The organism is Streptomyces sp. NPDC091377 (assembly GCF_044757045.1).
In the GTDB taxonomy this organism is placed as follows: Bacteria; Actinomycetota; Actinomycetes; order Streptomycetales; family Streptomycetaceae; genus Streptomyces.
Genome location: NZ_JBIVUE010000010.1, coordinates 184,058 through 207,672, shown reverse-complemented (window position 1 = coordinate 207,672; position 23,615 = coordinate 184,058). Strand labels below are relative to the sequence as shown.

Below are 23,615 nucleotides of genomic sequence, written 5' to 3'. Positions count from 1 at the left end.
GTCAGCCGTCCTGTCCGCGCGCGGAGCGCCGACGCTCCGCCAGGACCACCAGCAGCAGGGTCAGCACGCTGATCGCGGTGACGGCGACGACACCGCCGGTCGGCGACCAGCCGTGGACGGCCAGCATCCCCTGGGCCACCAGCATGTCGACGACGATCGCGCCCGCCACCGAGACCAGCAGCCGGGTGAACGGTTCCAGTCCGCGCAGCGCGGCGGCGAAGGCGGCGGCGGGCGCGGCGAGCAGGAAGAAGAAGGTGAACGGGCCGCGCAGCGGTGAGTCCGAGCCGGTCAGCGCGAGTACCGCGCCGGTACCCGCGACGGCCGTGGCCCCGCCCGCGAGCAGCGGTCCCAGATCCCGGCCCGGCCCCGGCCGCATCCGCCCGGCGCCTTCCGACGCGTCCGACGGGCTGTCCGTGACGGGTGTCCCGGTGGGTCTCTCGGTGGGTCTCTCGGTGTGTAAGGGCCGCATTGGCGACTTTGCCCCCCGAAGCGCCGGATGCCGGGCTTCAATGTCGCGCAGCGCTCGGGGGGCCGTCAAGATGCCGAGGGGCGGTCGCCGCACGGCGACGGGCGGGTTCCCCGGGGCGCTGGGAGGCCCCGGGAAACCCGCCGTTCGACTCTGACCAACCTGCTCGGCCACGACCGGCGGGTCTGCCTCGCGGGTCGGCTACGACCGGTGGGGCCGCCTTACGGGACGATCTTCAGCAGTCGGTTCGGGGAGCCGGTGCCGGGGCCGGTCACCTTGCTCGGGGTCGACCCGTTCACCAGCGCCGTCGCCACCTGGGCGGGCGTGGCCGAGGGGTGACCGGCGAGGTAGATCGCCGCCGCGCCCGCCACGTGCGGGGTCGCCATCGACGTACCGGAGATGGTGCTGGTCGCGGTGGCGCCGGTGTGCCAGCCGGCCGTGATGGAGGAGCCCGGGGCGAACAGGTCCAGGACCGTGCCGTAGTTGGAGTAGCCGGCACGGGCGTCGGTGCTGGTGGTGGCGCCGACGGTGATCGCCTCGCTCACCCGGGCGGGGGAGTAGTTCGAGGCGTTGGCGTTGGAGTTGCCCGCCGCGATGGCGTAGGTGACGCCGGACGCGATGGAGTTGCGCACGGCGGTGTCCAGGGTGGCGGAGGCGCCGCCGCCGAGCGACAGGTTGGCGACCGAGGGGCCGGAGTGGTTCCGGGTCACCCAGTCGACCCCCGCGATGACCCCGGCGGTGGTGCCGGAGCCGTTGTTGTCGAGGACCCGCACCGCCACGACCCTCGCCCGCTTGGCGACGCCGTAGGTGGAGCCCGCGATGGTGGTGGCCACATGGGTGCCGTGGCCGTGGCCGTTGCCGTCGGTGGCGGTGGTGTCGCCGCGCGTTGTCGCGCGCACGGCCCCTGGAACGTCGCGTTCCGTTCCGGGGCCGCGGTACAGCGTCGGCCATCCACCCCTGCGGATCAAGGGTGTTGGGGGCCTGTCCATAAATCTGACATGAGCACGTAATCAAGCGGTGAAGAGATGCCCCGATGTGTGAAGAGCGTCGGGAATTTTTGGCATGGACACTTCCAGTCAACACGCGTAGTTGGTACTCCAGTTACAGCAGAGACCCTGCTAAAGGGAGATTCCATGAGACGTTCCCGACTTGTCGTATTCCTCAGCTCACTGCTGCTCGCCGTCGGCGCCGCCCTCACCGGGGCCACCGCGGCGCAGGGCGCCGAAACCGCCGCGACCGGCTATGTCGCGCTCGGCGACTCCTACTCCTCGGGCGTCGGCGCGGGCAGCTACATCAGCTCAAGCGGCGACTGCAAGCGCAGCACCAAGGCGTACCCCTCGCTGTGGGCCGCCGCGAACTCACCCTCGTCCTTCAACTTCACCGCCTGCTCGGGCGCCCGAACGGATGAAGTTCTCGCCCACCAGACGGGACCGCTCGGCGCGGGCACCGGCCTGGTCTCCCTCAGCATCGGCGGCAACGACGCGGGCTTCGCCGACATCATGACCACCTGCGTCCTCCAGTCCGACAGCGCCTGCCTCTCCCGTATCAACACCGGGCGGGCATACGTCACCTCCACCCTCCCCGGCAAGCTCGACACGGTGTACTCCACGATCCGCACCAAGGCCCCCTCCGCCCAGGTCGTCGTCTTCGGCTACCCCCGCTTCTACCAACTCGGCCAGAGCTGCCTCGGCCTCTCGGAGACCAAGCGCAAGGCCATCAACGACGCCTCCGACCTGCTCAACAGCACCATCGCCAAGCGCGTCGCCGACCACGGCTTCACCTTCGCTGACGTCCGCTCCACCTTCACCGGCCACGAGATCTGCTCCGGCAACTCCTGGCTGCACAGCGTCAACTGGCTCAACGTCGGGGAGTCGTACCACCCGACCGCCGCCGGTCAGTCCGGCGGCTACCTGCCGGCCCTGAACAACGCCGCCTGATCCCTGTCGATCCGGAAGCGGTGGACGCGGAGGTCCCGCCCGGTCGGGGTCTCCGCGTCCGTCTGTCCGGAGGGTGCGGGCGGCGTGAGATGGCCCACGTTCGCGCTGCTCCGGGGCGACCGCCGGAGCCCGTGTCCGCGGGTGCCGCGGTCCACGTCCACGGGGGGCGCGCGGTGGTGACGTTGAGCGGTCGGCGCGCTCTCCCGAGCGGGGGCGTGCATCGGCTCCTGGACGAGTGCCCCGGCGCGCAACCGCTCTCCCGTGGGGTCCTCCACCCCCGGCCCACCCCCTGACGGGTACCGCCCTCACCGGCCCCGATGTCACTCGCCGTGACCGTCGGCCCCGACGGCGGGTCGGCGCACCCCATCGGCCAGCCCCTTGTCCAACTCGCCCTGGAATCGGTTGGATTCGGAGAGTAATCAGGAGGTGTGAGTCAACCCCCTTACAGGGAAGGTGAATCCTGTGAGCGCGATACATGTGTGCCCCGAGGGGGCGATAGGGTTAGCCTGCCTGGGCCGGGTGGACTCGTACGGGTGGGGAGTGACATGGATCAGATAACAGTGCGCAACAGGGCGAGGGTCCCTGCGATCACCTGCGGGAGCGGTGCGACCAGTTCGCGGCTCGACCGCCACCTGTCGGTGCTGGCGGGCCCCGCGGTACCGCAGCGCGAGGCGGCCGAGGCCACCTCGCTGATGCTGGAGCTGACCGCGCGTGACACCGCGCACGACCGCAGTGGCCGGGGGGCGCGCGTCCGCCGGGTCTCGCTGTTCGCACCCCTGCGCCGACTGCGCCGCTCGCTGTTCGGCGGACACTGAGCACTTCCCGGCGGCTCCCCGGCGTCCGCCGGGACGTCCCCGCTCGGCGAACCCACCGCCCCGGACCCGACCGCGACACGTGATCGACCGACCGGCCCGACCCACTCGACCGACCTGATCGTCCGGACCGTCCGATCCGACGCCCCGACTCCCCACGGGCGGCGTCGGTCGAACGACCCTCCGCGACGACCCCGGCGCCTCCCTCCCCGTAACCGGCTGCCCCGTGCCCGGCTGTCCCGTGCCCGGCAACCCCGTACCTGGCCGCCCTTGCCTCCGGCTCCCCTGCCGTCGGCTCCCCTGTCTACGGCTTCCCCGCTCAGCGTTCGCCGCGCCCGTACCGGCGTACCGCCAGCGGGACGAACACCACCAGCAGCAGCGCGCACCACAGCAGCGACCCGGCCACCGGATGGGCCACCGGCCACGCCGCGTCCTCCGGCACGGGCGCGTTCCCGAACAGGTCACGCAGCGCCGTCGTCACCGCGCTGATCGGGTTCCACTCGGCGACCGTGCGCAGCCAGCCGGGCATCCCGTCGGTCGGGATGTACGCGTTGGACAGCAGCGGCAGCACGAAGGTCGCCCCGCCCAGTTGACCGGCCGCCTCCTCACTCCGGGTCATCAGACCGAGCAGGATCCCGACCCATGTGGTGGCGAACCGGAACAGCAGCAGCAGTGCGACCGCCGCCACCGCCCCGAGCGCGCTCCCGTCGATCCGCCAGCCGACGGCCAGCCCCACCAGCAGCAGCGGCACCGTCCCGGCCGCCGTCACGACCACGTCCGCGGCCGACTGCCCGAGCAGCACCGACGCCCGGCTGATCGGCAGACTCCGCAGCCGGTCCGTCACCCCCCGATGGACGTCCTGGGCGGCCTGGAACATCCCCGTCATGATGCCGTTCGCGGCGGTCGCCACCAGCAGCCCCGGCACCAGGTACGCCCGGTACTCCGCGCCGGGCATGGCGAGGGCGCTGCCGAAGACATAGCCGAAGAACAGCAGCATGGTGATCGGCATGGTCTGGGTGAGGATCAGCAGCCCGGGGTTGTTGCGCAGCCGGGCGAGCTGACGGCCCAGCAGGGCGGTGCTCTCGTAGGTCAGGGTGCTCATACGGCGGGCTCCTTGGCGTCGGTGAGCTGGAGGAAGACCTCGTCGAGGGTGGGCGGGCGCAGACTGGCGTCGAGCAGCGGGACGCCCGCCGCGTCGAGTTCGCGCACCAGTCGGGGCAGGGTGAGGGTGGCGTCGCGGGTGACCGCGCCGACCGCGTTGCGCTCGTGGTCGATGGCCGGTGCGCCGCCGGTGAGCTGGTCCAGCACCCCGGCCGCGCGGGTCAGCGCGTCGGAGTGGGCGACGACGATCTCCGCGTACGTCCCGATGAGTGTCTTCAGCTGGGCGGGGGAGCCGGTGTGGGCCACCCGGCCCCGGTCCACCACGGCGATGTCGTCGGCCAGCCGGTCGGCCTCCTCCAGGTACTGCGTGGTCAGCACGACGGTCGTGCCCTCGCTCTTCAGGGCGCGCACCGCGTCCCAGATCTCGTTGCGGCCGGCCGGGTCGAGTCCGGTGGTCGGCTCGTCCAGGAAGAGCACGCCGGGGCGGCGCACCAGGCTCGCGGCGAGGTCGAGGCGGCGCCGCATCCCGCCCGAGTAGGTCGAGGCGGGGCGGTCGGCGGCCTCGGTCAGTCCGAACCGCGCGAGGAGTTCACCGGCCCGCCCCGCCGGATCCGCGACCCGGTGCAGCCGGGCGAAGAGACGCAGGTTCTGGCGGCCGGTCAGATCGCCGTCGACCGAGGCGTACTGCCCGGTGACCCCGATGGCGCGACGGACCGCGGCCGGTTCCCGCACCAGGTCGTGGCCCGCGATCCGGGCGGAACCGGCGTCCGGCCGCAGCAGGGTGGTGAGCAGCCGGACGGCTGTGGTCTTGCCCGCGCCGTTCGGACCCAGCAGCCCGAGGGCGGTGCCCTCGGGCACGGCCAGATCCAGCCCGCTCAACGCCCGCACCTCGCCGAACCGCTTCTCCAGACCTTCACTAAGTACAGCGTACGTAGAAGTCATGGCCCGACCATAGCGCACTACGTACGCTGTACGTAACTAGGATGGTGGCCGAGGTGATGAGCGATGGCGGGCCGGACCGGAGTACCCCAGGTGATCTGGGCACGTCCCGAGCGGACGGGGCGCGGGCCCAGACCGGCGTACACCCGTGCCGACATCGCGGCGGCGGCGGTGCGGGTCGCCGACGCGGAGGGCCTGGAGGCGGTCACCATGCGGCGCCTGGCGGCCGAGCTGGGCTGCGGCACGATGTCGCTGTACAACTACGTCCCCCGCAAGGAGGATCTGTACGAGCTGATGATCGACGCGGTCGGCGGCGAGCACGAGATCCGCGAGCCCTCCGGTGACTGGCGCGCGGACATGCTCCGCAACGCCCACCAGACCCGGGCGATCATGCGCCGCCACACCTGGGTGCCCCGGCTGATGCCCGGCGTCTACGGCTTCAGCCCCAACAGCCTGCGCTTTCTGGAGCACTGCCTGGCCTGTCTGGAGCCGCTCGACGCCCCCTTCGGCACCAAGACCGAGCTGATCGCGCTGGTCACCGGTGTGGTGACCACGTTCACCGCCAACGAGATCGCCACCGCCGAACGCACCCGGTCCATGCCCTGGACCGAGGCGGAGGAGAACGCCGTACGGATGGCCTACCTCGGCGCCCAGGTGGCCACCGGCGCCTATCCCCGGCTCGCCGCGGCCTTCGCCGAACAGCAGGGCCCCGTCGATCTGGAGGCCGTCTTCGAACGCAGCCTCCACCGCGTCCTGGACGCCTACGACCCCGACTGAGCCGGGCACACCCCCCCCGGCCCCGGGGGGCTCAGAGCAGGGCGAGCTGCCCCTCCGGGCCCTCCTCGTGCGCGTCCAGCACCGACGCGGGACGCCGGGCCGGCTCCGGGACCGGCAGCACCCCCGCCTCCCGCAGGGCGGTCGCCGTGAGCGGGGCGGTCGACTCCTCGGGCAGCGGCGGGACATCGGCCAGCAGGGCGAGGACCGTGACCAGCTCCAGCAGTTCGGACGTCCAGGACTGCGACCAGGAGGCCGGGCGGATCGCGCCCAGCGTGCCCGGCGCGGCATCACTCGTCCGGGTGAGGAACCAGTGGTCGAGGACCCGTACGCCGCCCGCCTCGAAGTCCCACGCCTGCGGCGGCACCGGGGCGATCCGCCCCTCGCCGATCCACAGCGTCTCCTCGTCCCGGTCGTAGCGCAGGCCGTCCGGGCGGGCCGGGAGCGGGGCACGCACGTAGGGGCGGCGTCCACCGGGGAGCTTGGGGCGGTCGCCGTCGCGGCGCATCAGCCACAGGGTCCGCCGCCCCGACTCCACACCGTGCGCCCAGAGCCCCGGATCCTCGGTGAGCGGCACGGTGAGGTCGGCGCGGACCGCGGCCAGGATCCAGGCCAGCACCTCCTCCGGCTCCGGCACCCGGCCGAGCCCGGCGCCCAGCCGCTCCCGCAGTCCCGGCGCCAGATTCGGCTCCGCGCCACCGGGGCGGCGGTACAGCGGGCGGACCCGGCCGGACCGCACCAGCGGGAACACCCCGGTCGCGAGCAGCGCGGGGCCGGGGCCGCCGGCCGTCTCCAGCACGAAGACCTGCCGTTCGTCCGCGACCCGCCACAGCTCGGGGCGGGCCGCGTCGATCAGCCGGTGGTCGGGGATCAGCCACTGCTCGTCGAAGGGGGCCAGCAGCGCCCGCACCGGCTCGGGACAGGGGCCCTGCGCCCGGGCCAGCCGCCCGGTGCCGCCGGAGCGGCCCGGCAGACTCCCGACCGCCGTGTGTACCCCACGGGCGCGGCTCGGCTCGAACAGCGCCTCGCGGTCCGCGCCCCCGGCCTTCATCAGCGTGTCCCAACGGGCTCTGAGCGACGCCGGGTCGGGGCCCGCGGGCCAGTCCCTGCCGAGCCGGGGCGGTGCGACGGACCACGGCATGAGGTCCGCGAGCGGCGGAGCGTCGTCGTACGGCACGCCGGGCATCGTACGACGGGGCGCCGGGCGCCGGGCGCCGGGTCAGGTGGCGTCCAGGGTCACCGTGAAGGAGAAGCGGTCGCCCCGGTAGTGGATGACGGCCACGTCCAGCACCCGCCCGCCCGAATCGTAGGTGACGCCCGTGTAGTGCAGGATCGGGCTGAGCAGCGGGACCCGCAGCAGCCGGGAGGTCTCCGGGTCGGCGAGCCGCGCCGCCACCGTGTCCGTGATCCGGCTGATGTCGGCGCCCACCACGTCCCGCAGCACCTTGGTCATCGGCCAGCGGGTCAGGTCCTGCGGGCGGATGGCGTCGGCGAGTTCGGGACGGATCCAGTTGCGGGCGTGGTTGGTCGGCTCGCCCGTCTTCTCGTCACTGCGCAGCCGGTGGTACGTCATCGCCTCCGGCAGCTCCGGGAAGTACTCGGCGAACTCGGCGGGCACCGGCGCCCGGCCGTGCCCCAGCAGTTCCGCCGTCATCCCGGACTGCTGGGCCACGATGGCGTCCACCGAGCCCAGCAGCCGCACCGGGGCGGCGCGCGTCGCGTCCGGCTCGATGAACGTGCCGCGTCGGCGGTGCCGGGTGATCAGCCCCTCGTCCTCCAGCTCCTTGAGCGCCTGGCGCATGGTCAGCACACTCACGCCGTAGTGCTCGGCGAGCTGCTCCTCGGTGGGCAGCCGCAGCGAGTCCCGCGCGGACCGACCGAGTATCGAGGCGCGCAGCGACTGCGACACCTGGTACCAGAGCGGCAGCTTGCGATTGAGGACGATCGAGTCAGGGGCGAAGGAGGTCACTGGGCAATCCGTACCGGCCGGGGATCTCCGGTGCAACCGGTCCCACCGCACTTCACCGTACTCATCCGCCTCACGGCGCCCGGAAGTTCCGTTCGAGGCCCTGCCACACCGCGTCGTAGCCCTGCTGGAGATGGTCGGCCTCCGCCGCGTGCCGGGTGAGCGTCACCGGCCAGCGCGTCTCGAACATGAAGGCCAGACCGTCATCGATCTTCTGCGGCGCCAGTTCGGCGGCCCCGGCCCGGTCGAAGGTCTCCCGGTCCGGGCCGTGCGCCGACATCATGGTGTGCAGCGAGCCGCCGCCCGGCACGAAACCCTCGGCCTTGGCGTCGTAGGCGCCCTCGATCAGACCCATGTACTCGCTCATCACATTCCGGTGGAAGTACGGCGGCCGGAAGGTGTCCTCGCCGACCAGCCAACGCGGCGCGAACACCACGAAGTCGACGCCCGCGAGCCCGGGGGTGTCCGACGGCGACGTCAGCACCGTGAAGATCGACGGATCCGGGTGGTCGTACGAGATGCTCCCGATGACGTTGAAGCGGCGCAGGTCGTAGACGTACGGGACATGGTTGCCGTGCCAGGCGACGACATCGAGCGGGGAGTGGTCGTAGGTCGCCGTCCAGAGGTTGCCGCAGTACTTGTTGACCACCTCCACCGGCCCCTCCACCTCCTCGTAGGCGGCGACCGGCGCCAGGAAGTCCCGGGCGTTGGCCAGGCCGTTGGCGCCGATCGGGCCGAGGTCGGGCAGGACGAACGGGGCGCCGTAGTTCTCGCAGACGTAGCCGCGCGCCGAGCCGTCCAGCAGTTCGACCCGGAAGCGCACCCCGCGCGGGATCAGGGCGATGTGACCGGGGTCGGCGCGCAGCAGCCCGAACTCGGTGCGCAGCAGCAGCCCGCCCCGCTCGGGCACGATCAGCAGTTCACCGTCCGCGTTGCCGAACACCCGCTCCATCGAGGCGGTGGCGTGGTAGAGGTGCACGGCCATCCCGGTGCGCTGGGTGACGTCCCCGTTGCCGCCGAGGGTCCACAGCCCGGCCAGGAAGTCGGTGCCGGGGGCGGGCTCGGGCAGCGGGTTCCAGCGCAGGCGGTTGGGATCGGGCACGGTCTCGGCGAACGGGGCGGTCCGCACGGCCCCGTTGCCGGTGCGGGTGAAGGCCGGGTGCGCGGCCGAGGGGCGGATCCGGTACAGCCAGGAGCGGCGGTTGTGCGCCCGGGGCTCGGTGAAGGCGGAGCCGCTGAGCTGTTCCGCGTAGAGCCCGAGCGGCGAGCGCTGGGGCGAGTTGCGGCCCTGCGGCAGGGCGCCCGGCACCGCCTCCGAGGCGTGCTCGTTGCCGAACCCGGAAAGCCCGGGGAGCCCTGAAAGCCCGGAATGCCCGGGGAGCCCGGGGAGCCCGGAGGGATGGGCAAGCGTGTCGGCCGTCCTGCGCGCGTCCGCGGTCATGTTCGCTGCTCCCTTGGCGTGACCTGAGGATTCCTATATAGCACCATAGGAATGGAGGAGGGTGGGCGCAAGAGGGGGCGGGTCCGCGCCGGGGCGGAGCCGGGGGTGGTACCCGAGGTGGGGACGCGCCCGTGGACCTCCTCTCCACGGATTAGCGAAGGGCTCCCGGAACCAGCCTTCAGACGGATCCGGGCCCTCGTACCCCTGTTCTACGCTCGCCGTTATGACGTGGACACGGGGGAAATTCGCCGCGCTCGCGGTCTGTCTGGTGCTGGCCGGCTCCGCGAGCTGCGTCCCCGGCGACGGGACCGACGGCCGGGCGCCCGCCACGGACCGCCCCCACCCGGTGGGCAAGGTCCTGGAGGACACCGCGGAGGACGGACGGCACTACCGCGAGGTGGACGAGGACGCGGCCCCCGAGGTGGACATAGAGGTCCAGCCGGCCGGGAGCGGCGAGGGCTGGGAGGTCCGGCTGACGGTCGAGGGCTTCACCTTCTCGCCGTTCGGCACGGACCCCGTGGCGGTCGCCGGACGCGGTACGGCCCGGCTCTTCGTGGACGGCCGCCCGGTCGTCGAACTGCGCACACCCCGGCACCGGCTCACCGCCGACCTCATGCCGCGCGGCACCCACCACGTCACCGTCCGGCTCTACGCCGACGACGGCACGGCCTGGGCCGCGGACGGCGAGCCCATCGAGTCCACGGCGGACATCACCGTCTCCGAGCCGATGAGTACGGCAGGGGGCGCCGTGCGTAGGTGAGGGCAGCGGACGGAGCCGGGTCCGGAGCGGCACCCCGTCGCGCCCGGACGGCCCGGAGCCGGCCGCGCACCAGGTGGAGGCCCGCTTCACCCGGCCCTGGCGGAAAGGCATCATGATGCCCGTGTCCCAAGCGACTTCGCTTCGCCGCGTCCCCGTGCAACGGCGCAGCGCCGAGCGGCTGTCCCGGATCCTCGACGCGTGCGCCGAACTCCTGGACGAGGGTGGGTACGACCAACTGAGCACCCGGGCCGTCGCCCAGCGGGCCGGTGTCCCCATCGGGTCCGTATACCGTTTCTTCGGCAACAAGCGGGCCATGGCCGACGCCCTGGCCGAGCGCAACCTGGAGCGGTTCAGCGAGCGGGTCGCCGAGCGGCTGGGCGCCCTGCCGGACGGCGGCTGGCGCGAGGCCCTGGACGCCGTGCTGGACGAGTACCTCGCCATGAAGCGCACCGCGCCCGGTTTCTCCCTGGTCGACTTCGGCAACCAGATCCCCATCGGCTCCTGCCAGGGCGAGCCCAACCACCTGGTCGCCGACCGGCTCACCGAACTGCTCGCCGGCTATCTCTCCCGCCACCCCGACGACACCCTGCGGCGCACCGTCCTGATCGCGGTGGAGACCGCCGACACCCTGGTCCACCTGGCCTTCCGGGCCGAGCCGGGAGGGGACGAGCGGATCATCGCGGAGATGCGCGAACTGCTCCGGGTGTACCTGGCCCGGGTCCTCGACGGAGGGTGACCGGCGGCGGAGGAGCACGACCGACGGCGACGGGTGGTGGGCCGGCTGAGGGTGACCGGCGGTGACGGATGGTGGGTCGAGGGTGACCGACGGGTCGCGGCATCGACCCCCGGACGCCGAAGCAAAGCTGTGACCTGGAGTTTTGCGCTTATTGCTCGCACGTCAACATCTTGTTAACGCTATTTGACCGGACCTAACGTCGTCGCACCGCCGTCCCTGGTGGAGTTCAAGGGCGAACGTTAGGTATCCACAACATGCTGACCATCCTCGGCTTCGCCATGATCGCGACCTTCCTGGTCCTGATCATGCTGAAGAAGATGTCGCCCATCGCGGCGCTCGTGCTGATCCCCGCACTCTTCTGTGTGTTCGTCGGCAAGGGCGCCCAGCTGGGTGACTACGTCATCGACGGTGTCTCCAGTCTCGCCCCCACCGCGGCGATGCTGATGTTCGCGATCGTCTACTTCGGGCTGATGATCGACGTCGGGCTCTTCGACCCGATCGTCAAAGCCATCCTGAAGTTCTGCAAGGCCGACCCGATGCGCATCGTCGTCGGCACGGCCCTGCTCGCCGCGATCGTGTCCCTGGACGGCGACGGCTCGACCACCTTCATGATCACCGTCTCGGCCATGTACCCGCTGTACAAGCGCCTCAAGATGAGCCTGGTCGTGATGACCGGTGTCGCCGCCACCGCCAACGGCGTCATGAACACCCTGCCGTGGGGCGGCCCCACCGCCCGTGCCGCGACCGCGCTCAAGCTCGACGCCAGCGAGATCTTCGTCCCGATGATCCCCGCCCTCGCCGTCGGTCTGCTCTTCGTCTTCGTCCTCTCGTACTTCCTCGGTCTGCGCGAGCGCAAGCGGCTCGGCACGCTGACCCTGGACGAGGTGCTGGAGAAGCCGGCCGGGTCGGCCAAGGCCGTCAAGGACACCGAGGCGACCGAGGACGCCGAGGAGAAGGAGACCGTGCTCGTCGGCTCCGGCGCCGGTGCGGGCTCCCTGGACGGCAAGACCGGCTTCGGCAAGGGCACCCCGGCGACCGGCGGCGCCGGCTCCGGCACCGATGCTGATGCCGAGGCCGACGACGACGGTGACGACTTCCAGGGCCTCGACCCCCACCGGGACACCCTGCGCCCCAAGCTGCTCTGGTTCAACGTGCTGCTCACGGTCACCCTGCTGACCGCCATGATCATGGAGCTGCTGCCGATCCCGGTGCTGTTCCTGCTCGGCGCCGCGCTCGCCCTGACCGTCAACTTCCCGCACATCCCCGACCAGAAGGCCCGGCTCGCCGCCCACGCCGACAATGTGCTCAACGTCTCCGGCATGGTCTTCGCCGCCGCCGTCTTCACCGGCGTCCTCCAGGGCACCGGCATGGTCGACAGCATGGCCACCTGGCTGGTCGACATCATCCCCGCCGGCATGGGCCCGCACATGGCCATCGTCACCGGCCTGCTGAGCCTCCCGCTCACCTACTTCATGTCCAACGACGGCTTCTACTTCGGCGTCCTGCCGGTCCTCGCCGAGGCGGGCGCCGCACACGGCGTCAGCCCGGTGGAGATGGCCCGCGCCTCGCTCGTCGGCCAGCCCCTGCACATGTCCAGCCCGCTGGTCCCCGCCGTGTACGTCCTGGTCGGCATGGCGCGGGTCGAGTTCGGCGACCACACCCGGTTCGTCGTGAAGTGGGCCGCCCTCACCTCCCTGGTGGTCCTCGGCGCGGGAATCCTGTTCGGAATCATCTGAAATCCTGTCCGGCGTCATCGGCGTCATCGGCGTCATCCGGCGTCATCCGGAGTCATCCGGCGTCCGCCACGACGCCCGGCCGAGGAAGCAGGAGGACCACACGTGAGGCCCGGCAGGAACCGCGGCTGGCTGCTCCGCCTCGTCATCGCCTTCACCTTCGCGCAAGGGGCGGTGTCGATGGCCCGCCCCGCCGTCTCCTACCGGGCCCTCGCGCTGGGCGCCGACGAACGCGCCATCGGTGTCATCGCCGGTGTCTACGCCCTGCTCCCGCTGTTCGCCGCCGTCCCGCTGGGCCGCCGCACCGACCACGGCCGTTGCGCGCCCCTGCTGCCCGCCGGGGTCGCGCTGATCGCCGCAGGCTGCGCCCTCAGCGGGCTCGCCGGCTCCCTGTGGACCATGGCCGTGTGGAGCGGGGTGATGGGCCTCGGTCATCTCAGCTTCGTCATCGGCGCCCAGTCCCTGGTGGCCCGGCAGTCCGCCCCGCACGAACAGGACCGCAACTTCGGCCACTTCACCATCGGCGCCTCCCTCGGCCAGCTCATCGGCCCGATCGCCGCGGGCGCGCTGATCGGCGGCCACGACATGGCGCGGACGAGCGCCCTCGCCCTGGTCGTCGCGGGCGTCGGCGCCGCCGTCGCGGTCACCTCGCTGTGGCGGATCGAGGACCGTACGACGACCGTCTCCCGTCCGTCCCGGGGCGAGCGGGTGCCGGTGCACCGCATCCTGCGTGCCCGAGGCGTCCCCGCGGGCATCCTGATCAGCCTCTCCGTGCTCTCCGCCACCGACGTCCTCACCGCCTACCTTCCGGTGGTCGGGGAGGACCGCGGCATCTCGCCCACCGTGATCGGCTTGCTGCTCAGCCTGCGCGCCGCGGCCACCATCGCCTGCCGGCTGGTGCTCACCCCGCTGCTGAGACTGGGCCGTACCGCACTGCTCACCACCACCTGTCTGCTCGCGGCCCTGCTCTGCGCGGGCGTCGCGCTGCCGGTGCCGGTGTGGGCGCTGGCCGTGATGCTGGCGGTGCTGGGCTTCTGCCTCGGCGTCGGCCAGCCGCTCTCCATGACGACGGTCGTGCAGGCGGCCCCCGAGGCGGCCCGCTCCACCGCCCTCGCCCTGCGCCTCACCGGCAACCGCCTCGGCCAGGTCGCCGCCCCCGCCGGGGCGGGCCTGATCGCCGGAGTCGCGGGCGTGGCCGCGCCGTTCGTGCTGCTGGGCGGGCTGTTGCTGCTGTCGGCGGGAGTGGCCCTGCGGTCACCGGCACGGGGACCGGGGGAACCGCTGGCACCGGCCGAAGCGGTGGAACCGGCCGAAGCGGTGGAACCGGCCCAAGCGGTGGAACCGGCCGAAGCGGTCGCACCGGCCGAAGCGCCAGCACCGGCCGAAGCGCCAGCACCGGCCGAAGCGGTCGCACTGGCCCAAGCGGTGGAACCGCCGGAACCGGCCGAACCCGTGGAAGGGGCGGAAGCCGCCGGGGGCCCCGCTCGGGAACGCCGCTCACCACGCCCCAACTCCCTTAGCTGACGGCCGCCTTCACCTTGGCCGGAGCCCTGGGCGCTCCGGCGCGGCGGCGGGACAGGGCGGTGGGGGATCCCGTAGGGGAGGGGCATGAATCCTCAGTCCACCCGTGCCCGGGCCGCCCTCGTCACCGCCGGAGTCCTGCTGGGCGCGGCCCTCCCCACCGCCGCCTACGCCACCCTCGACGGCTCGGAGCGATCCCCGGCCGCCGCCCCCGCCGCCGCGCCGGTGCGCGGGGAGCCGTTCGTGGAGTCCCGGCTGCTCTTCGGCACCGCGCGCTCGGACGGCGCTCCGGCCGTCACCGACCGGCAGTTCATGGCGTTCGTCGACCAGGAGGTCACCCCGTCCTTCCCCGACGGGCTGACCGTGCGGCAGGGGCGCGGCCAGTGGCGGGACACGGCCGGCGTGATCGGCAAGGAGCGGTCGTACGAACTGCTCCTGCTGTACCCGGTCGCGGCGGCGGCCTCCGGTGACCGGGCGATCGAGGAGATCCGCCGGGACTACGAGAAACGGTTCGGGCAGGAGTCGGTGGGACGGGTGGACGACCGGGTACGGGTCGACTTCTGAACGCGGTCGCCGAGCCCGGACCCCGGGGGCGGACGTTCCCGAAGTCCGGCTCCCAGCTCCCGGCTCCAGCTCCGGCCCGGGCTCCCAGCTCCCAGCTCTCGGCTCCAGCTCCGGCCCCGGCTCCCAGCTCTCGGCTCCAGCTCCGGCCCCGGCTCCCAGCTCTCGGCTCCAGCTCCCGGGCCCGGCTTCCGGCCCCGGCTCCAGCTCCCGGGCCCGGCTTCCGGCCCCGGCTCCAGCTCCCAGCCCCCGGCTCCCGACCTCGGCCCGCGGGTCCTCGGCCCGATGAGCAACTACCGCCGCTAGTTTAGGCTCGGGGCAGCGCACCGCAGCCATGGGAGGCAGAGCATGAAGGCCCAGGACGGGATGTACATCGACGGTGCCTGGCGCCCCGCGGCGGGCCCGGACCTGATCGACGTGGTGAATCCGGTGGACGAGCGGATCATCGCCCGGGTCCCTGCGGGCGGCGCCGACGACATCGACGCGGCCGTGCGCGCCGCCCGCGCCGCCCTCCCGTCCTGGGCGGCCACCCCGCCCGCCGAACGGGCCGCCCGCCTGACCGCCCTGCGGGACCTCCTGGTGGCCCGCAAGGACGAGATCGCCCGAACGGTCACCGCCGAACTGGGCTCCCCGCTCGCCTTCTCGGAGGCCGTGCACGCCGCCCTGCCCATCGCGGTGGCGGGTACCTACGCCGAACTGGCCGCGACGTACTCCTTCGAGGAGAAGGTCGGCAACTCCGTCGTCCACCACGAGCCGATCGGTGTGGTCGGCGCGATCACGCCCTGGAACTTCCCGCTCCACCAGGTCGTCGCCAAGGTCGCCCCCGCCCTCGCCGCGGGCTGCACGGTCGTCCTCAAGCCCGCCGAGGACACCCCGCTCACCGCACAGCTCTTCGCGGAGGCCGTCCACGAGGCGGGGGTACCGGCCGGGGTCTTCAACCTGGTCACCGGCCTCGGCCCGGTCGCCGGGCAGGCACTCGCCGAGCACCCCGGAGTCGACCTGGTCTCCTTCACCGGCTCCACCGCCGTGGGCCGGTCCATCGCCGCCACCGCCGGGGCCGCGGTCAAGAAGGTCGCCCTGGAACTGGGCGGCAAGTCCGCCAATGTGATCCTGCCCAGCGCCGACCTGGCGAAGGCGGTGGCCGTCGGGGTGGCCGACGTGATGTCCAACTCCGGGCAGAAGTGCAGCGCCCTGACCCGGATGCTGGTCCACCGCGACCAGTACGACGAGGCCGTCGCGCTGGCCACGGCCGCCGCCGCCAAGTACGGCGAGCGCATCGGCCCGGTCGTCAACGCCAAGCAGCGGGCCCGGGTGCGCGGCTACATCGAGCAGGGTCTCGCCGAGGGCGCCCGGCTGGTGGCCGGCGGCCCCGAGGCCCCGCGCGACACGGGCTACTTCGTCAGCCCCACCGTCTTCGCCGATGTCACCCCGGACATGACCATCGCCCAGGAGGAGATCTTCGGCCCGGTCCTGTCGATCCTGCGCTACGAGGACGAGGCCGACGCCCTGCTGATCGCCAACGGCACGGTCTACGGACTCGCCGGAGCCGTGTGGGCGGGCGACGAGGCGGAGGCGGTCGCCTTCGCCCGCCGGATGGACACCGGCCAGGTCGACATCAACGGCGGACGCTTCAACCCGCTGGCCCCCTTCGGCGGCTACAAGCAGTCGGGCGTGGGACGCGAACTGGGCGCCCACGGCCTCGCCGAGTACCTCCAGACCAAGTCGCTCCAGTTCTAGAAGAGGTCTCCGAGATGACCGTACGTGCCGCCGTACTGCCCGCCATCGGTGCCCCGCTGGAGATCACCGGCATCGAACTGCCCGCCCCCGGCCCCGGAAAGCTCCGGATCCGGCTCGCCGCCGCCGGGGTCTGCCACTCCGACCTCTCCCTCTCCGACGGCACCCTGCGCGTCCCGGTCCCCGCCGTCCTCGGCCATGAGGGCGCCGGGACGGTGGTGGCCGTCGGCGAGGGCGTCACCCGCTTCGCCCCCGGCGATCCCGTCGTCCTCAACTGGGCGCCCGCCTGCGGACGGTGCCCGGCCTGCGCGCGCGGCGAGGTGTGGCTGTGCGCCCACGCGCTCAACGGTGTCGCCGAGGTCTACGCCCGCACCACCGGGGGCACCGACCTCCACCCCGGTTTGAACGTCGCCGCGTTCGCCGAGGAGACCGTCGTCCCCGTCTCCTGCGCGCTGCCGCTGCCGCCCGGCATCCCGCTCACCGACGCGGCCCTCCTCGGCTGTGCGGTCCTCACCGGCTACGGCGCCGTCCACCACGCGGCCGAGGTGGCGCCCGGCGAGACCGTCGCGGTGTTCGGCGTCGGCGGGGTCGGCCTCGCCGCCCTCCAGGCCGCGCGGATCGCGGGCGCCTCCCGGATCATCGCCGTCGACCTCTCCCCGGCGAAGGAGGAACTGGCCCGCGCCGCGGGCGCCACCGACTTCCTCCCCGCCGCCCCGGACACGGCCCGCGACATCCGCGCCCTCACCGGCAAGCAGGGCGTCGACGTGGCCGTGGAGTGCGTGGGCCGCGCGGTCACCATCCGCTCGGCCTGGGACGCCACCCGCCGCGGCGGCCGTACGACTGTCGTCGGCATCGGAGGCAAGGACCAGCAGGTCACCTTCAACGCCCTGGAACTCTTCCACTGGGGCCGCACCCTGTCCGGCTGCGTCTACGGCAACTGCGACCCGGAGAAGGACCTTCCGGTCCTCGCCGAACACGTCCGTGCGGGCCGTCTGGACCTCGGCGCCCTGGTGACCGAACGCATCGGCCTGGAGGGGATCCCGGCGGCGTTCGACAACATGCTGGCGGGCAAGGGCGGCCGGGCACTGGTGACGTTCTGACGGGAGGACGGGCGCGCCTGGCGTGACCTGCTTCAGGCAGGCTCCTGTGCCTCCTGTGCCTCCTGTGCCTCCTGTGCGTTCGGGGTCTCCCGGGCCTCCTGGCTCTCCACAGCCCCCCGCGTCCCTCCGGTCTCCGCCCCCGCCCCTGTCCCCGTTATGGTCGCCACGACCTGCGACCCCCGCGACCCCCGCGACCGGGACACCGCCACACCGACCAGGCACAGCGCCCCGCCCACCAGCGTCAACGCCCCCGGCACCTCGTCGAGCGCCAGCCAGGACATCATCACCACCAGCGCGGGCACGGCGTACGTGGTGGCGCCCATCCTGCTCGCGGTCGTCCGGGACAGCGCGTACGCCCAGGTCCAGAAGGCGAGCGCGGTCGGGAAGATTCCCAGGTAGACCATGTTGAGGGTGGCCGAAAGCGGCGCCTCGGCCGCCTCGGTGACCAGCTGCCAGGAGAACGGCAGACAGAGCACCGCCCCGACCAGACACCCGAACGTCGTCACCTGGAGCGTGCTGGCCCGCCCGAGCGCCGGCTTCTGCGCCACCACCCCGCCCGCGTAGGCGACCGCCGCCACGAGGCACAGCACCACCCCGAGCACCGACGCCCCGCCCTCGCCGGACATCGACAGCCCGACGGTCACCGCCCCCGCGAACGACACCGCCATGCCGGCCAGTAGCCGCGGCGGCATCGGATCGCCGAGCAGCCGGGCACCCAGCAGTGCGATCAGAAGCGGCCCGGTGTTCACGACCAGCGCGGCCGTGCCCGCGTCCACCTGCTGCTCGCCCCAGTTCAGGACGACCATGTAGACCCCGAACCAGAGCACCCCGGAGACCGCGATCCCGGGCCACGCCGCCCGCGGCGGCCACCCTTCCCGTCGTACGAGGCACAGCGCGCCGAGGGCCAGTGCCCCGGCCGCCAGCCGCCCGAGCGCCAGCGCACCCGGCGAGTACACCTCACCGGCGCTGCGGATCGACACGAACGCGGAGGCCCACAACACCACGGAGACGACGGCGGCACCGGCGGCCAGCACCTCGGCACGGCGCGAGGGAACGGCGGGGGAGAGGGTCATCATGCTCCAGAGGGTAGGGACGAGCCGCGGGGCGCGCTCGCGGCTTTCGGACGGCGACATGGACGCGGGAGACCGGCGGATCGGGGCAGGTCGGGGCAGGTCGGGGTAGGTCGGGGCAGGGAGGGAGGAGCGGGGGCGGCAGGGCGGCGGGGGCTGGAGCCGGGGCTCAGCGCAGGGACTCGGCGTCGATGCCCAGCAGCCCGGCGAGGGCCTGTTCCCCCTCCGCCGTCACCTTCACCGCGCGCTCGGAGCCGATCCGTACGCACCAGCCGGTGTCGAGGGCGTGCCGGCAGAGCGCGGCGCCCGCGACACCGCCGAGGTGCGGGCGGCGTTCGGTCCAGTCGAGGCAGCCGCGGGCCAGGGGGCGGCGTCCGGTGCGGGTGAGCGGGATGCCCGTGGAGCCGAACCACTCCACCCCGGGGTCGGTCAGCGCGAACCCGGTGTCCTGGCGCAACAGCCCGTGCGCGGTCAGCGCGTCGGTGACCGCGATCCCGAGCCGCCCGGCGAGATGGTCGTAGCAGGTCCGCCCGCGTGCCATGGCCGACCCGGCGCCGGCCTCCCGCAGGGTGCGGGGTGGTCGTACGGCGGGGCCGACCCGCGCGGCCAGGTCTTCCACGAGTTGTGCGGCCGAGGCGTCGGCCAGCCGGACGTAGCGATGCCGGCCCTGCCGCTCCTCGGTGATCAGCCCGCCCGTGACCAGCTTCCCGAGATGCTCGCTGACCGTGGACGCGGCCACCCCGGCGTGCCGTGCCAGCTCACCGGCGGTCCACGCCCGTCCGTCGAGCAGGGCGAGCAGACAGCGGGCCCGGGTCTCATCGGCGATGAGGGCGGCGAGGGCGGCCAGCTGAGGTGCACGAGGATCCCGCGGGTTCATGTGGTCCAGCATGCGCCACAGATACTTCGGCGCCCACCGAAACGTGCCGCGGCGAGAACGCGGGAAGGCCCGCCCCCGCCTCTCCTCGTATCGCACCCATCCGCTCGGAACCCGCCCCCGCCTCTCCTCGTATCGCACCCATCCGCTCGGAACCCGCCTCAGACGCCCCGCTCCGCACCCATCCGTTCGAACTGCTGTGCCAGCCCGTCCAGCAGTGCGCTCAACCCGGTCTCGAACGCGCGCTCATCGATCTTCTCCGGCCGCTCGGCCAGCAGGTGGGCCTGTCCGAGGTGCGGATAGTCGGCGGGGTCGTAGGCGCTCTCGTCCCGGACGAACCCTCCGGCGAACGACCCGAGCGCGGACCCCATGATGAAGTACCGCATCAGCGCCCCGATCGAGGTGGCCTGCGCGGGCGGCCACCCCGCCTCGACCATCGCCCCGTACACCGCGTCCGCGAGCCGCAGCGCGGCCGGCCGGCGGCCGGGCCCGCCGGCGAGGACCGGCACGATGTTGGGGTGGTCCCGCAGGGCGCCGCGGTAGGAGACCGCCCAGTCGCGCAGCGCGGTCCGCCAGTCCCGGCCGTCCTCGAACATCGACAGATCGACCTGGGCGCTCACCGAGTCCGCGACCGCCTCCAGGATCTCGTCCTTGGTGCGGAAGTGGTTGTAGAGCGAGGGCCCGCTCACCCCCAGTTCGGCGGCGAGCCGACGGGTGGAGACGGCCGCGAGCCCCTCCGCGTCCACTAGTTCCCGTGCGGTCGCGACGATCCGGTCGGTGCTCAGCAGCGGTGTGCGCGGTCGGGCCATGGCGCACATAGTAGGTCGGCCCGCCGGGAGCGGCGCCGGTCGGACGGGAGGCGGGCGTTCCGCGGGGCCGGGTGCCACCGGCATCTGAGTAGCATCCTGAGTACGGCGACGGATGTGGCGGACGCCACGGTCGCCGACTCTGGTCCGCATGACCGACACACCCGTCAAACAGCAGACCACGGCCGCCTATCACGGTCAGGCCGTCGCCTCGTTCGCCATCGCCCTCGGCGCCACGGCCGTCGGCATCTTCCGGCTCGACGCCGACACCTGGGTCCGTGCCTTTCTGGGCATCGCCGTCCTCTATCTCGTCACCTCCGCCTTCACCCTCGCCAAGGTGGTCCGCGACCGGGCGGAGGCGGGGCAGATCGTCAGCCGGGTCGACCAGGCACGCCTGGAGAAGCTCCTCGCCGAGCACGACCCCTTCGAGAAGCTCTGAACCCGCCCTCCGGGAAGCCGTGTGCTAAGCGCCCGCTCACCCTCGGCTGTATGGTGGTGCCCCAGTCAGTGAGAGGAGCGCATCAGCGATGAGTACGGCGGAGGAGACGGTCGGCGGTGAGAGCGGGCCGTGGGCCGAGGTCACTCCCGACGCGGCACGGCGGCTGCTGGTCGCCGCGGTGGAAGCCTTCGCCGAGCGCGGGTACCACGCCACCACCACGCGTGACATCGCGGGCCGCGCCGGGATGAGCCCGGCCGCGCTCTACATCCACTACAAGACCAAGGAAGAACTGCTCCACCGGATCAGCCGTATCGGCCATGAGCGGGCGCTGGACATCCTGCGCACGGCGTCCGGTCGCGAGGGCACGGCGAGGGACCGTCTGGCCGACGCGGTCAGCTCGTTCGTCCGCTGGCACGCCGGAGGCCGCACCACCGCCCGGGTCGTGCAGTACGAACTGGACTCGCTGGGTCCCGGGGCCCGTGCCGAGATCGTCGCGCTGCGGCGGCGGTGCGACGCCGAGGTCCGGGGGATCATCGAGGACGGCGTCGCCGCGGGCGAGTTCGACGTGCTCGACGTGCGCGGTACGACGCTCGCCGTGCTGTCCCTCTGCATCGACGTGGCCCGCTGGTTCAGCACGAACGGCCCCTGGACCCCCGACGAGGTCGGCGCGATGTACGCCGCCCTCGTGCTGCGGATGGTCGGGGCCGACCAGCCGGGGACGACCGGGACGACCGGGACGCCTGGCACCACCGGCACGTCGGGCACGACCGGGACGCCCAGCACGACCGGCACCACCGGCACGTCGGGGAAGCCCGGCACGCCGGGCAGGCCCGGGAGCTGACCGGCTCGGCGTGGCTCAGAGGTGGTAGCGGGAGACCGACTCCGCGACACAGACCGGCTTCTCCCCGCCCTCCCGTTCCACGGTGAACGCGACCGTGACCTGCACCCCGCCCGGCACCTCGTCCACCCCGGAGATCCGCGCGGTCGCGCGCAGCCGCGAGCCGACCGGGACGGGGGCGGGGAAGCGGACCTTGTTGGTGCCGTAGTTGACGCCCATGGACACACCCTCGACGGTCAGCAGTTGCGGCGCGAACAGCGGCAGCAGCGACAGCGTCAGATAGCCGTGGGCGATGGTCGTGCCGAACGGTCCGGCCGCCGCCCGCTCCGGGTCGACATGGATCCACTGGTGGTCGCCGGTCGCCTCGGCGAACAGATCGATCCGCTTCTGGTCGATCTCCACCCAGTCCGTGTACCCCAGCGGCTCGCCCACGGCGGCCCGCAGCGCGTCGACGGAAGGGAAGATCCTCGGCTCTGCCATGCTCACTGCCTCTCGCTCGCACCCATCGGTCCTCGATCTCTGCTAAGCAACTGCTTAGCATGGTCGGGGGTGGGGCGGATGTCAACGGAGGGAGCCGGGTGCGGTCGGTAGGGTTGCGGGTGATGCCTCAGATTCCCGAGAACGTCCATGAACTCACCGTCGGCCAGCTCTCCGCGCGCAGTGGCGCCGCCGTGTCCGCGCTGCACTTCTATGAGTCCAAGGGCCTGATCAGCAGCCGACGTACATCCGGCAACCAGCGGCGCTACTCCCGGGACGCGCTGCGGCGGGTCGCGTTCGTACGGGCCGCGCAGCGGGTCGGCATCCCGCTCGCCACGATCCGCGAGGCCCTCGCCGAACTGCCCGAGGAGCGGACGCCGACCCGGGAGGACTGGGCGCGGCTGTCGGACGCGTGGCGCTCTGAGCTGGAGGAGCGGATCAAGCAGCTCAACCGGCTACGGGATCATCTGGCGGACTGTATCGGCTGCGGGTGTCTTTCCCTGCAGTCGTGCGTGCTGTCCAACCCGGACGACGAGTTCGGGCAGCGGCGGGTGGGGTCGCGGCTGCTGGTGGAACGCGGGCGCTAGCGCCGGCACGCCGGGGAGGAGGGGGCGTGCGTGCCGGGTGCGGGTGGTCGGGTGGCCGGTCGCGCAGTTCCCCGCGCCCCTTGGGGCGGTGCCCTACAGGGCGTTGCCCTTGAGGGCGTCGTCCCGTCGCCCTGGAACGGCCCGTTCGGTCTTCATGGGGGTGCGGCATCCCCGGCGCACCCCCGGGGCCCCGTGGGGCCCGCTCGCTATGCCGACATGAGCATGCGTCCGCGCCTCGCGTAGGCCAGTGCCTCCGGGGTGAGCACCGGGCGCGGGACCAGGATCCCGCAGTCCGTGCAGACCGGGCCGGAGGACGGCTCGTGGTCAAGTTCGTACTTCCAGACGAGGCGCTCCCCGCCGCAGACCGGGCACTCCGCGCCCGGCTCCCGCTCCAGGGCCTCGATCAACCGGCTCAGCACCTCGGCCAGGGAGTCGTCCGGGTGCACCTTCGGGTCGTCGCACCAGGCGACCCCGAAGCCGCCCCAGGTCAGCCGGTGCCAGTCGTCCACACTGCCCGGCCGGCGCAACCCGTCGTGCTTCTCCTTCTTGCGGCGCTCGGCGAACTCGGTCTCGTAGCCCTGCCAGACCGCCCGCGCCTCCTCCAGTTCCTCCAGCGCGGCCACGAGCCGCACCGGGTCGGGGGAGCGGTCCTCGGGACCGAACCCGGCCCGGGAGCAGAGATGATCCCAGGTGGCTCTGTGTCCATAGGGAGCGAACCGCTCAAGGCACTTGCGCAGCGAATAGCGCCGCAGCGCCAGATCGCACCGAGGGTCGCGCACCTGTCTTGCCAGACTTCGGAATCCGGCCATCGCCCTGCACCTCCGTCACACCTGCACCTGTACTTCGGTCATTGCGGCGTCGTCGTACGGACGTCGCCGAATAGACGTATCGACAAGCGATTCGGCTCCCTTCCCGCTCCCCCTGATTTTCTCGGCGGCCCCGC

The 23,615-nt window shown here is 72.7% G+C and carries 23 protein-coding genes and 2 pseudogenes; 13 read left to right on the top strand and 12 right to left on the bottom strand.

What is annotated here, in order from left to right; all coding sequences use genetic code 11:
• Position 1: 1 nt before the first annotated feature.
• Entirely contained in the window at positions 2-376 is a 375-nt protein-coding gene (locus ACIQNG_RS22995) for a hypothetical protein (protein WP_401487378.1), read from the bottom strand.
• A 311-nt stretch (positions 377-687) separates the two neighbouring features.
• A pseudogene (locus tag ACIQNG_RS22990) lies at positions 688-1,347 on the bottom strand (S8 family peptidase); the annotation flags it as partial.
• A 252-nt stretch (positions 1,348-1,599) separates the two neighbouring features.
• Between ACIQNG_RS22990 and ACIQNG_RS22985 the strand changes: the two are divergent.
• Together ACIQNG_RS22985 and ACIQNG_RS22980 are read left to right on the top strand one after the other, a co-directional pair.
• The gene (locus ACIQNG_RS22985; RefSeq protein ID WP_401487376.1) at positions 1,600-2,403 is read left to right on the top strand and encodes an SGNH/GDSL hydrolase family protein; all 804 of its coding nucleotides are present in this window, start codon (positions 1,600-1,602) and stop codon (positions 2,401-2,403) included.
• A gap of 545 nt (positions 2,404-2,948) precedes the next feature.
• On the top strand, positions 2,949-3,218 hold the full coding sequence (locus ACIQNG_RS22980) for a hypothetical protein (protein WP_401428875.1): 270 nt from the start codon (positions 2,949-2,951) through the stop codon (positions 3,216-3,218).
• Positions 3,219-3,534: 316 nt separating this feature from the next.
• Here the strand turns inward: ACIQNG_RS22980 and ACIQNG_RS22975 are convergent, their stop codons facing one another.
• A complete protein-coding gene (locus ACIQNG_RS22975; RefSeq protein ID WP_401487374.1) occupies positions 3,535-4,317 on the bottom strand; it encodes an ABC transporter permease in 783 nt (260 codons plus the stop codon).
• A complete protein-coding gene (locus ACIQNG_RS22970; protein WP_401487372.1) occupies positions 4,314-5,258 on the bottom strand; it encodes an ATP-binding cassette domain-containing protein in 945 nt (314 codons plus the stop codon). Before ACIQNG_RS22970 ends, ACIQNG_RS22975 begins: the two co-directional genes overlap by 4 nt.
• A gap of 63 nt (positions 5,259-5,321) precedes the next feature.
• Between ACIQNG_RS22970 and ACIQNG_RS22965 the strand changes: the two genes are divergently transcribed.
• A complete protein-coding gene (locus ACIQNG_RS22965; RefSeq protein ID WP_401487370.1) occupies positions 5,322-6,032 on the top strand; it encodes a TetR/AcrR family transcriptional regulator in 711 nt (236 codons plus the stop codon).
• A 31-nt stretch (positions 6,033-6,063) separates the two neighbouring features.
• Here ACIQNG_RS22965 and ACIQNG_RS22960 read toward each other — a convergent pair whose 3' ends face one another.
• The 3 genes from ACIQNG_RS22960 to hmgA all read right to left on the bottom strand — a co-directional run bounded on the left by ACIQNG_RS22960 (position 6,064) and on the right by hmgA (position 9,436).
• The gene (locus ACIQNG_RS22960; RefSeq protein WP_401487368.1) at positions 6,064-7,215 is read right to left on the bottom strand and encodes a type ISP restriction/modification enzyme; all 1,152 of its coding nucleotides are present in this window, start codon (positions 7,213-7,215) and stop codon (positions 6,064-6,066) included.
• A 33-nt stretch (positions 7,216-7,248) separates the two neighbouring features.
• Positions 7,249-7,998: a GntR family transcriptional regulator gene (locus tag ACIQNG_RS22955; protein WP_401487367.1), complete on the bottom strand. Its 750-nt coding sequence runs from the start codon at positions 7,996-7,998 to the stop codon at positions 7,249-7,251.
• A gap of 70 nt (positions 7,999-8,068) precedes the next feature.
• Positions 8,069-9,436: a homogentisate 1,2-dioxygenase gene (gene hmgA, locus ACIQNG_RS22950; protein ID WP_401487365.1), complete on the bottom strand. Its 1,368-nt coding sequence runs from the start codon at positions 9,434-9,436 to the stop codon at positions 8,069-8,071.
• Positions 9,437-9,659: 223 nt separating this feature from the next.
• Here hmgA and ACIQNG_RS22945 point away from each other — a divergent pair, with 223 nt between their 5' ends.
• From ACIQNG_RS22945 to ACIQNG_RS22915, 7 genes are all read left to right on the top strand, one after another.
• A complete protein-coding gene (locus tag ACIQNG_RS22945) occupies positions 9,660-10,196 on the top strand; it encodes a hypothetical protein (RefSeq protein WP_401487363.1) in 537 nt (178 codons plus the stop codon).
• A gap of 112 nt (positions 10,197-10,308) precedes the next feature.
• Positions 10,309-10,932: a TetR family transcriptional regulator gene (locus ACIQNG_RS22940; RefSeq protein ID WP_401487361.1), complete on the top strand. Its 624-nt coding sequence runs from the start codon at positions 10,309-10,311 to the stop codon at positions 10,930-10,932.
• A 254-nt stretch (positions 10,933-11,186) separates the two neighbouring features.
• Positions 11,187-12,668, top strand: coding sequence for a CitMHS family transporter (locus ACIQNG_RS22935; RefSeq protein ID WP_401487359.1), 1,482 nt, complete (start codon positions 11,187-11,189; stop codon positions 12,666-12,668).
• A 102-nt stretch (positions 12,669-12,770) separates the two neighbouring features.
• Positions 12,771-14,189 (top strand): MFS transporter, encoded by a 1,419-nt coding sequence (locus ACIQNG_RS22930; protein WP_401487357.1) that lies wholly within the window; start codon positions 12,771-12,773, stop codon positions 14,187-14,189.
• A gap of 84 nt (positions 14,190-14,273) precedes the next feature.
• Positions 14,274-14,750, top strand: a complete 477-nt coding sequence (locus ACIQNG_RS22925; RefSeq protein ID WP_401487355.1) for a DUF3574 domain-containing protein — start codon at positions 14,274-14,276, stop codon at positions 14,748-14,750.
• A gap of 345 nt (positions 14,751-15,095) precedes the next feature.
• Positions 15,096-16,484: an aldehyde dehydrogenase family protein gene (locus ACIQNG_RS22920; protein WP_401487354.1), complete on the top strand. Its 1,389-nt coding sequence runs from the start codon at positions 15,096-15,098 to the stop codon at positions 16,482-16,484.
• Between the two features lie 14 nt (positions 16,485-16,498).
• Positions 16,499-17,581, top strand: coding sequence for a Zn-dependent alcohol dehydrogenase (locus ACIQNG_RS22915; RefSeq protein WP_401487352.1), 1,083 nt, complete (start codon positions 16,499-16,501; stop codon positions 17,579-17,581).
• A gap of 32 nt (positions 17,582-17,613) precedes the next feature.
• Here ACIQNG_RS22915 and ACIQNG_RS22910 read toward each other — a convergent pair whose 3' ends face one another.
• From ACIQNG_RS22910 to ACIQNG_RS22900, 3 genes are all read right to left on the bottom strand, one after another.
• Positions 17,614-18,657 (bottom strand): DMT family transporter, encoded by a 1,044-nt coding sequence (locus tag ACIQNG_RS22910; RefSeq protein WP_401487351.1) that lies wholly within the window; start codon positions 18,655-18,657, stop codon positions 17,614-17,616.
• 163 nt (positions 18,658-18,820) lie between these two features.
• Positions 18,821-19,540, bottom strand: coding sequence for an ArsR/SmtB family transcription factor (locus ACIQNG_RS22905; RefSeq protein ID WP_401487349.1), 720 nt, complete (start codon positions 19,538-19,540; stop codon positions 18,821-18,823).
• 146 nt (positions 19,541-19,686) lie between these two features.
• A complete protein-coding gene (locus ACIQNG_RS22900; RefSeq protein ID WP_401428912.1) occupies positions 19,687-20,334 on the bottom strand; it encodes a TetR/AcrR family transcriptional regulator in 648 nt (215 codons plus the stop codon).
• Between the two features lie 148 nt (positions 20,335-20,482).
• Here ACIQNG_RS22900 and ACIQNG_RS22895 point away from each other — a divergent pair, with 148 nt between their 5' ends.
• Positions 20,483-20,770, top strand: coding sequence for a YiaA/YiaB family inner membrane protein (locus ACIQNG_RS22895; RefSeq protein WP_401428914.1), 288 nt, complete (start codon positions 20,483-20,485; stop codon positions 20,768-20,770).
• 88 nt (positions 20,771-20,858) lie between these two features.
• A pseudogene (locus ACIQNG_RS22890) lies at positions 20,859-21,476 on the top strand (TetR/AcrR family transcriptional regulator); the annotation flags it as partial.
• 150 nt (positions 21,477-21,626) lie between these two features.
• On the opposite strand, the gene ACIQNG_RS22885 reads toward ACIQNG_RS22890, so the two are convergent.
• On the bottom strand, positions 21,627-22,088 hold the full coding sequence (locus ACIQNG_RS22885; protein ID WP_401428917.1) for a MaoC family dehydratase: 462 nt from the start codon (positions 22,086-22,088) through the stop codon (positions 21,627-21,629).
• 122 nt (positions 22,089-22,210) lie between these two features.
• Between ACIQNG_RS22885 and soxR the strand changes: the two genes are divergently transcribed.
• Positions 22,211-22,672, top strand: a complete 462-nt coding sequence (gene soxR / locus ACIQNG_RS22880) for a redox-sensitive transcriptional activator SoxR (protein ID WP_401487347.1) — start codon at positions 22,211-22,213, stop codon at positions 22,670-22,672.
• 206 nt (positions 22,673-22,878) lie between these two features.
• On the opposite strand, the gene ACIQNG_RS22875 is transcribed toward soxR, so the two are convergent.
• Positions 22,879-23,481 carry a hypothetical protein gene (locus ACIQNG_RS22875; RefSeq protein ID WP_401428922.1) on the bottom strand — a complete coding sequence of 201 codons (603 nt, stop codon included), beginning with the start codon at positions 23,479-23,481 and terminating at the stop codon, positions 22,879-22,881.
• Between the last annotated feature and the right edge of the window lie 134 nt (positions 23,482-23,615).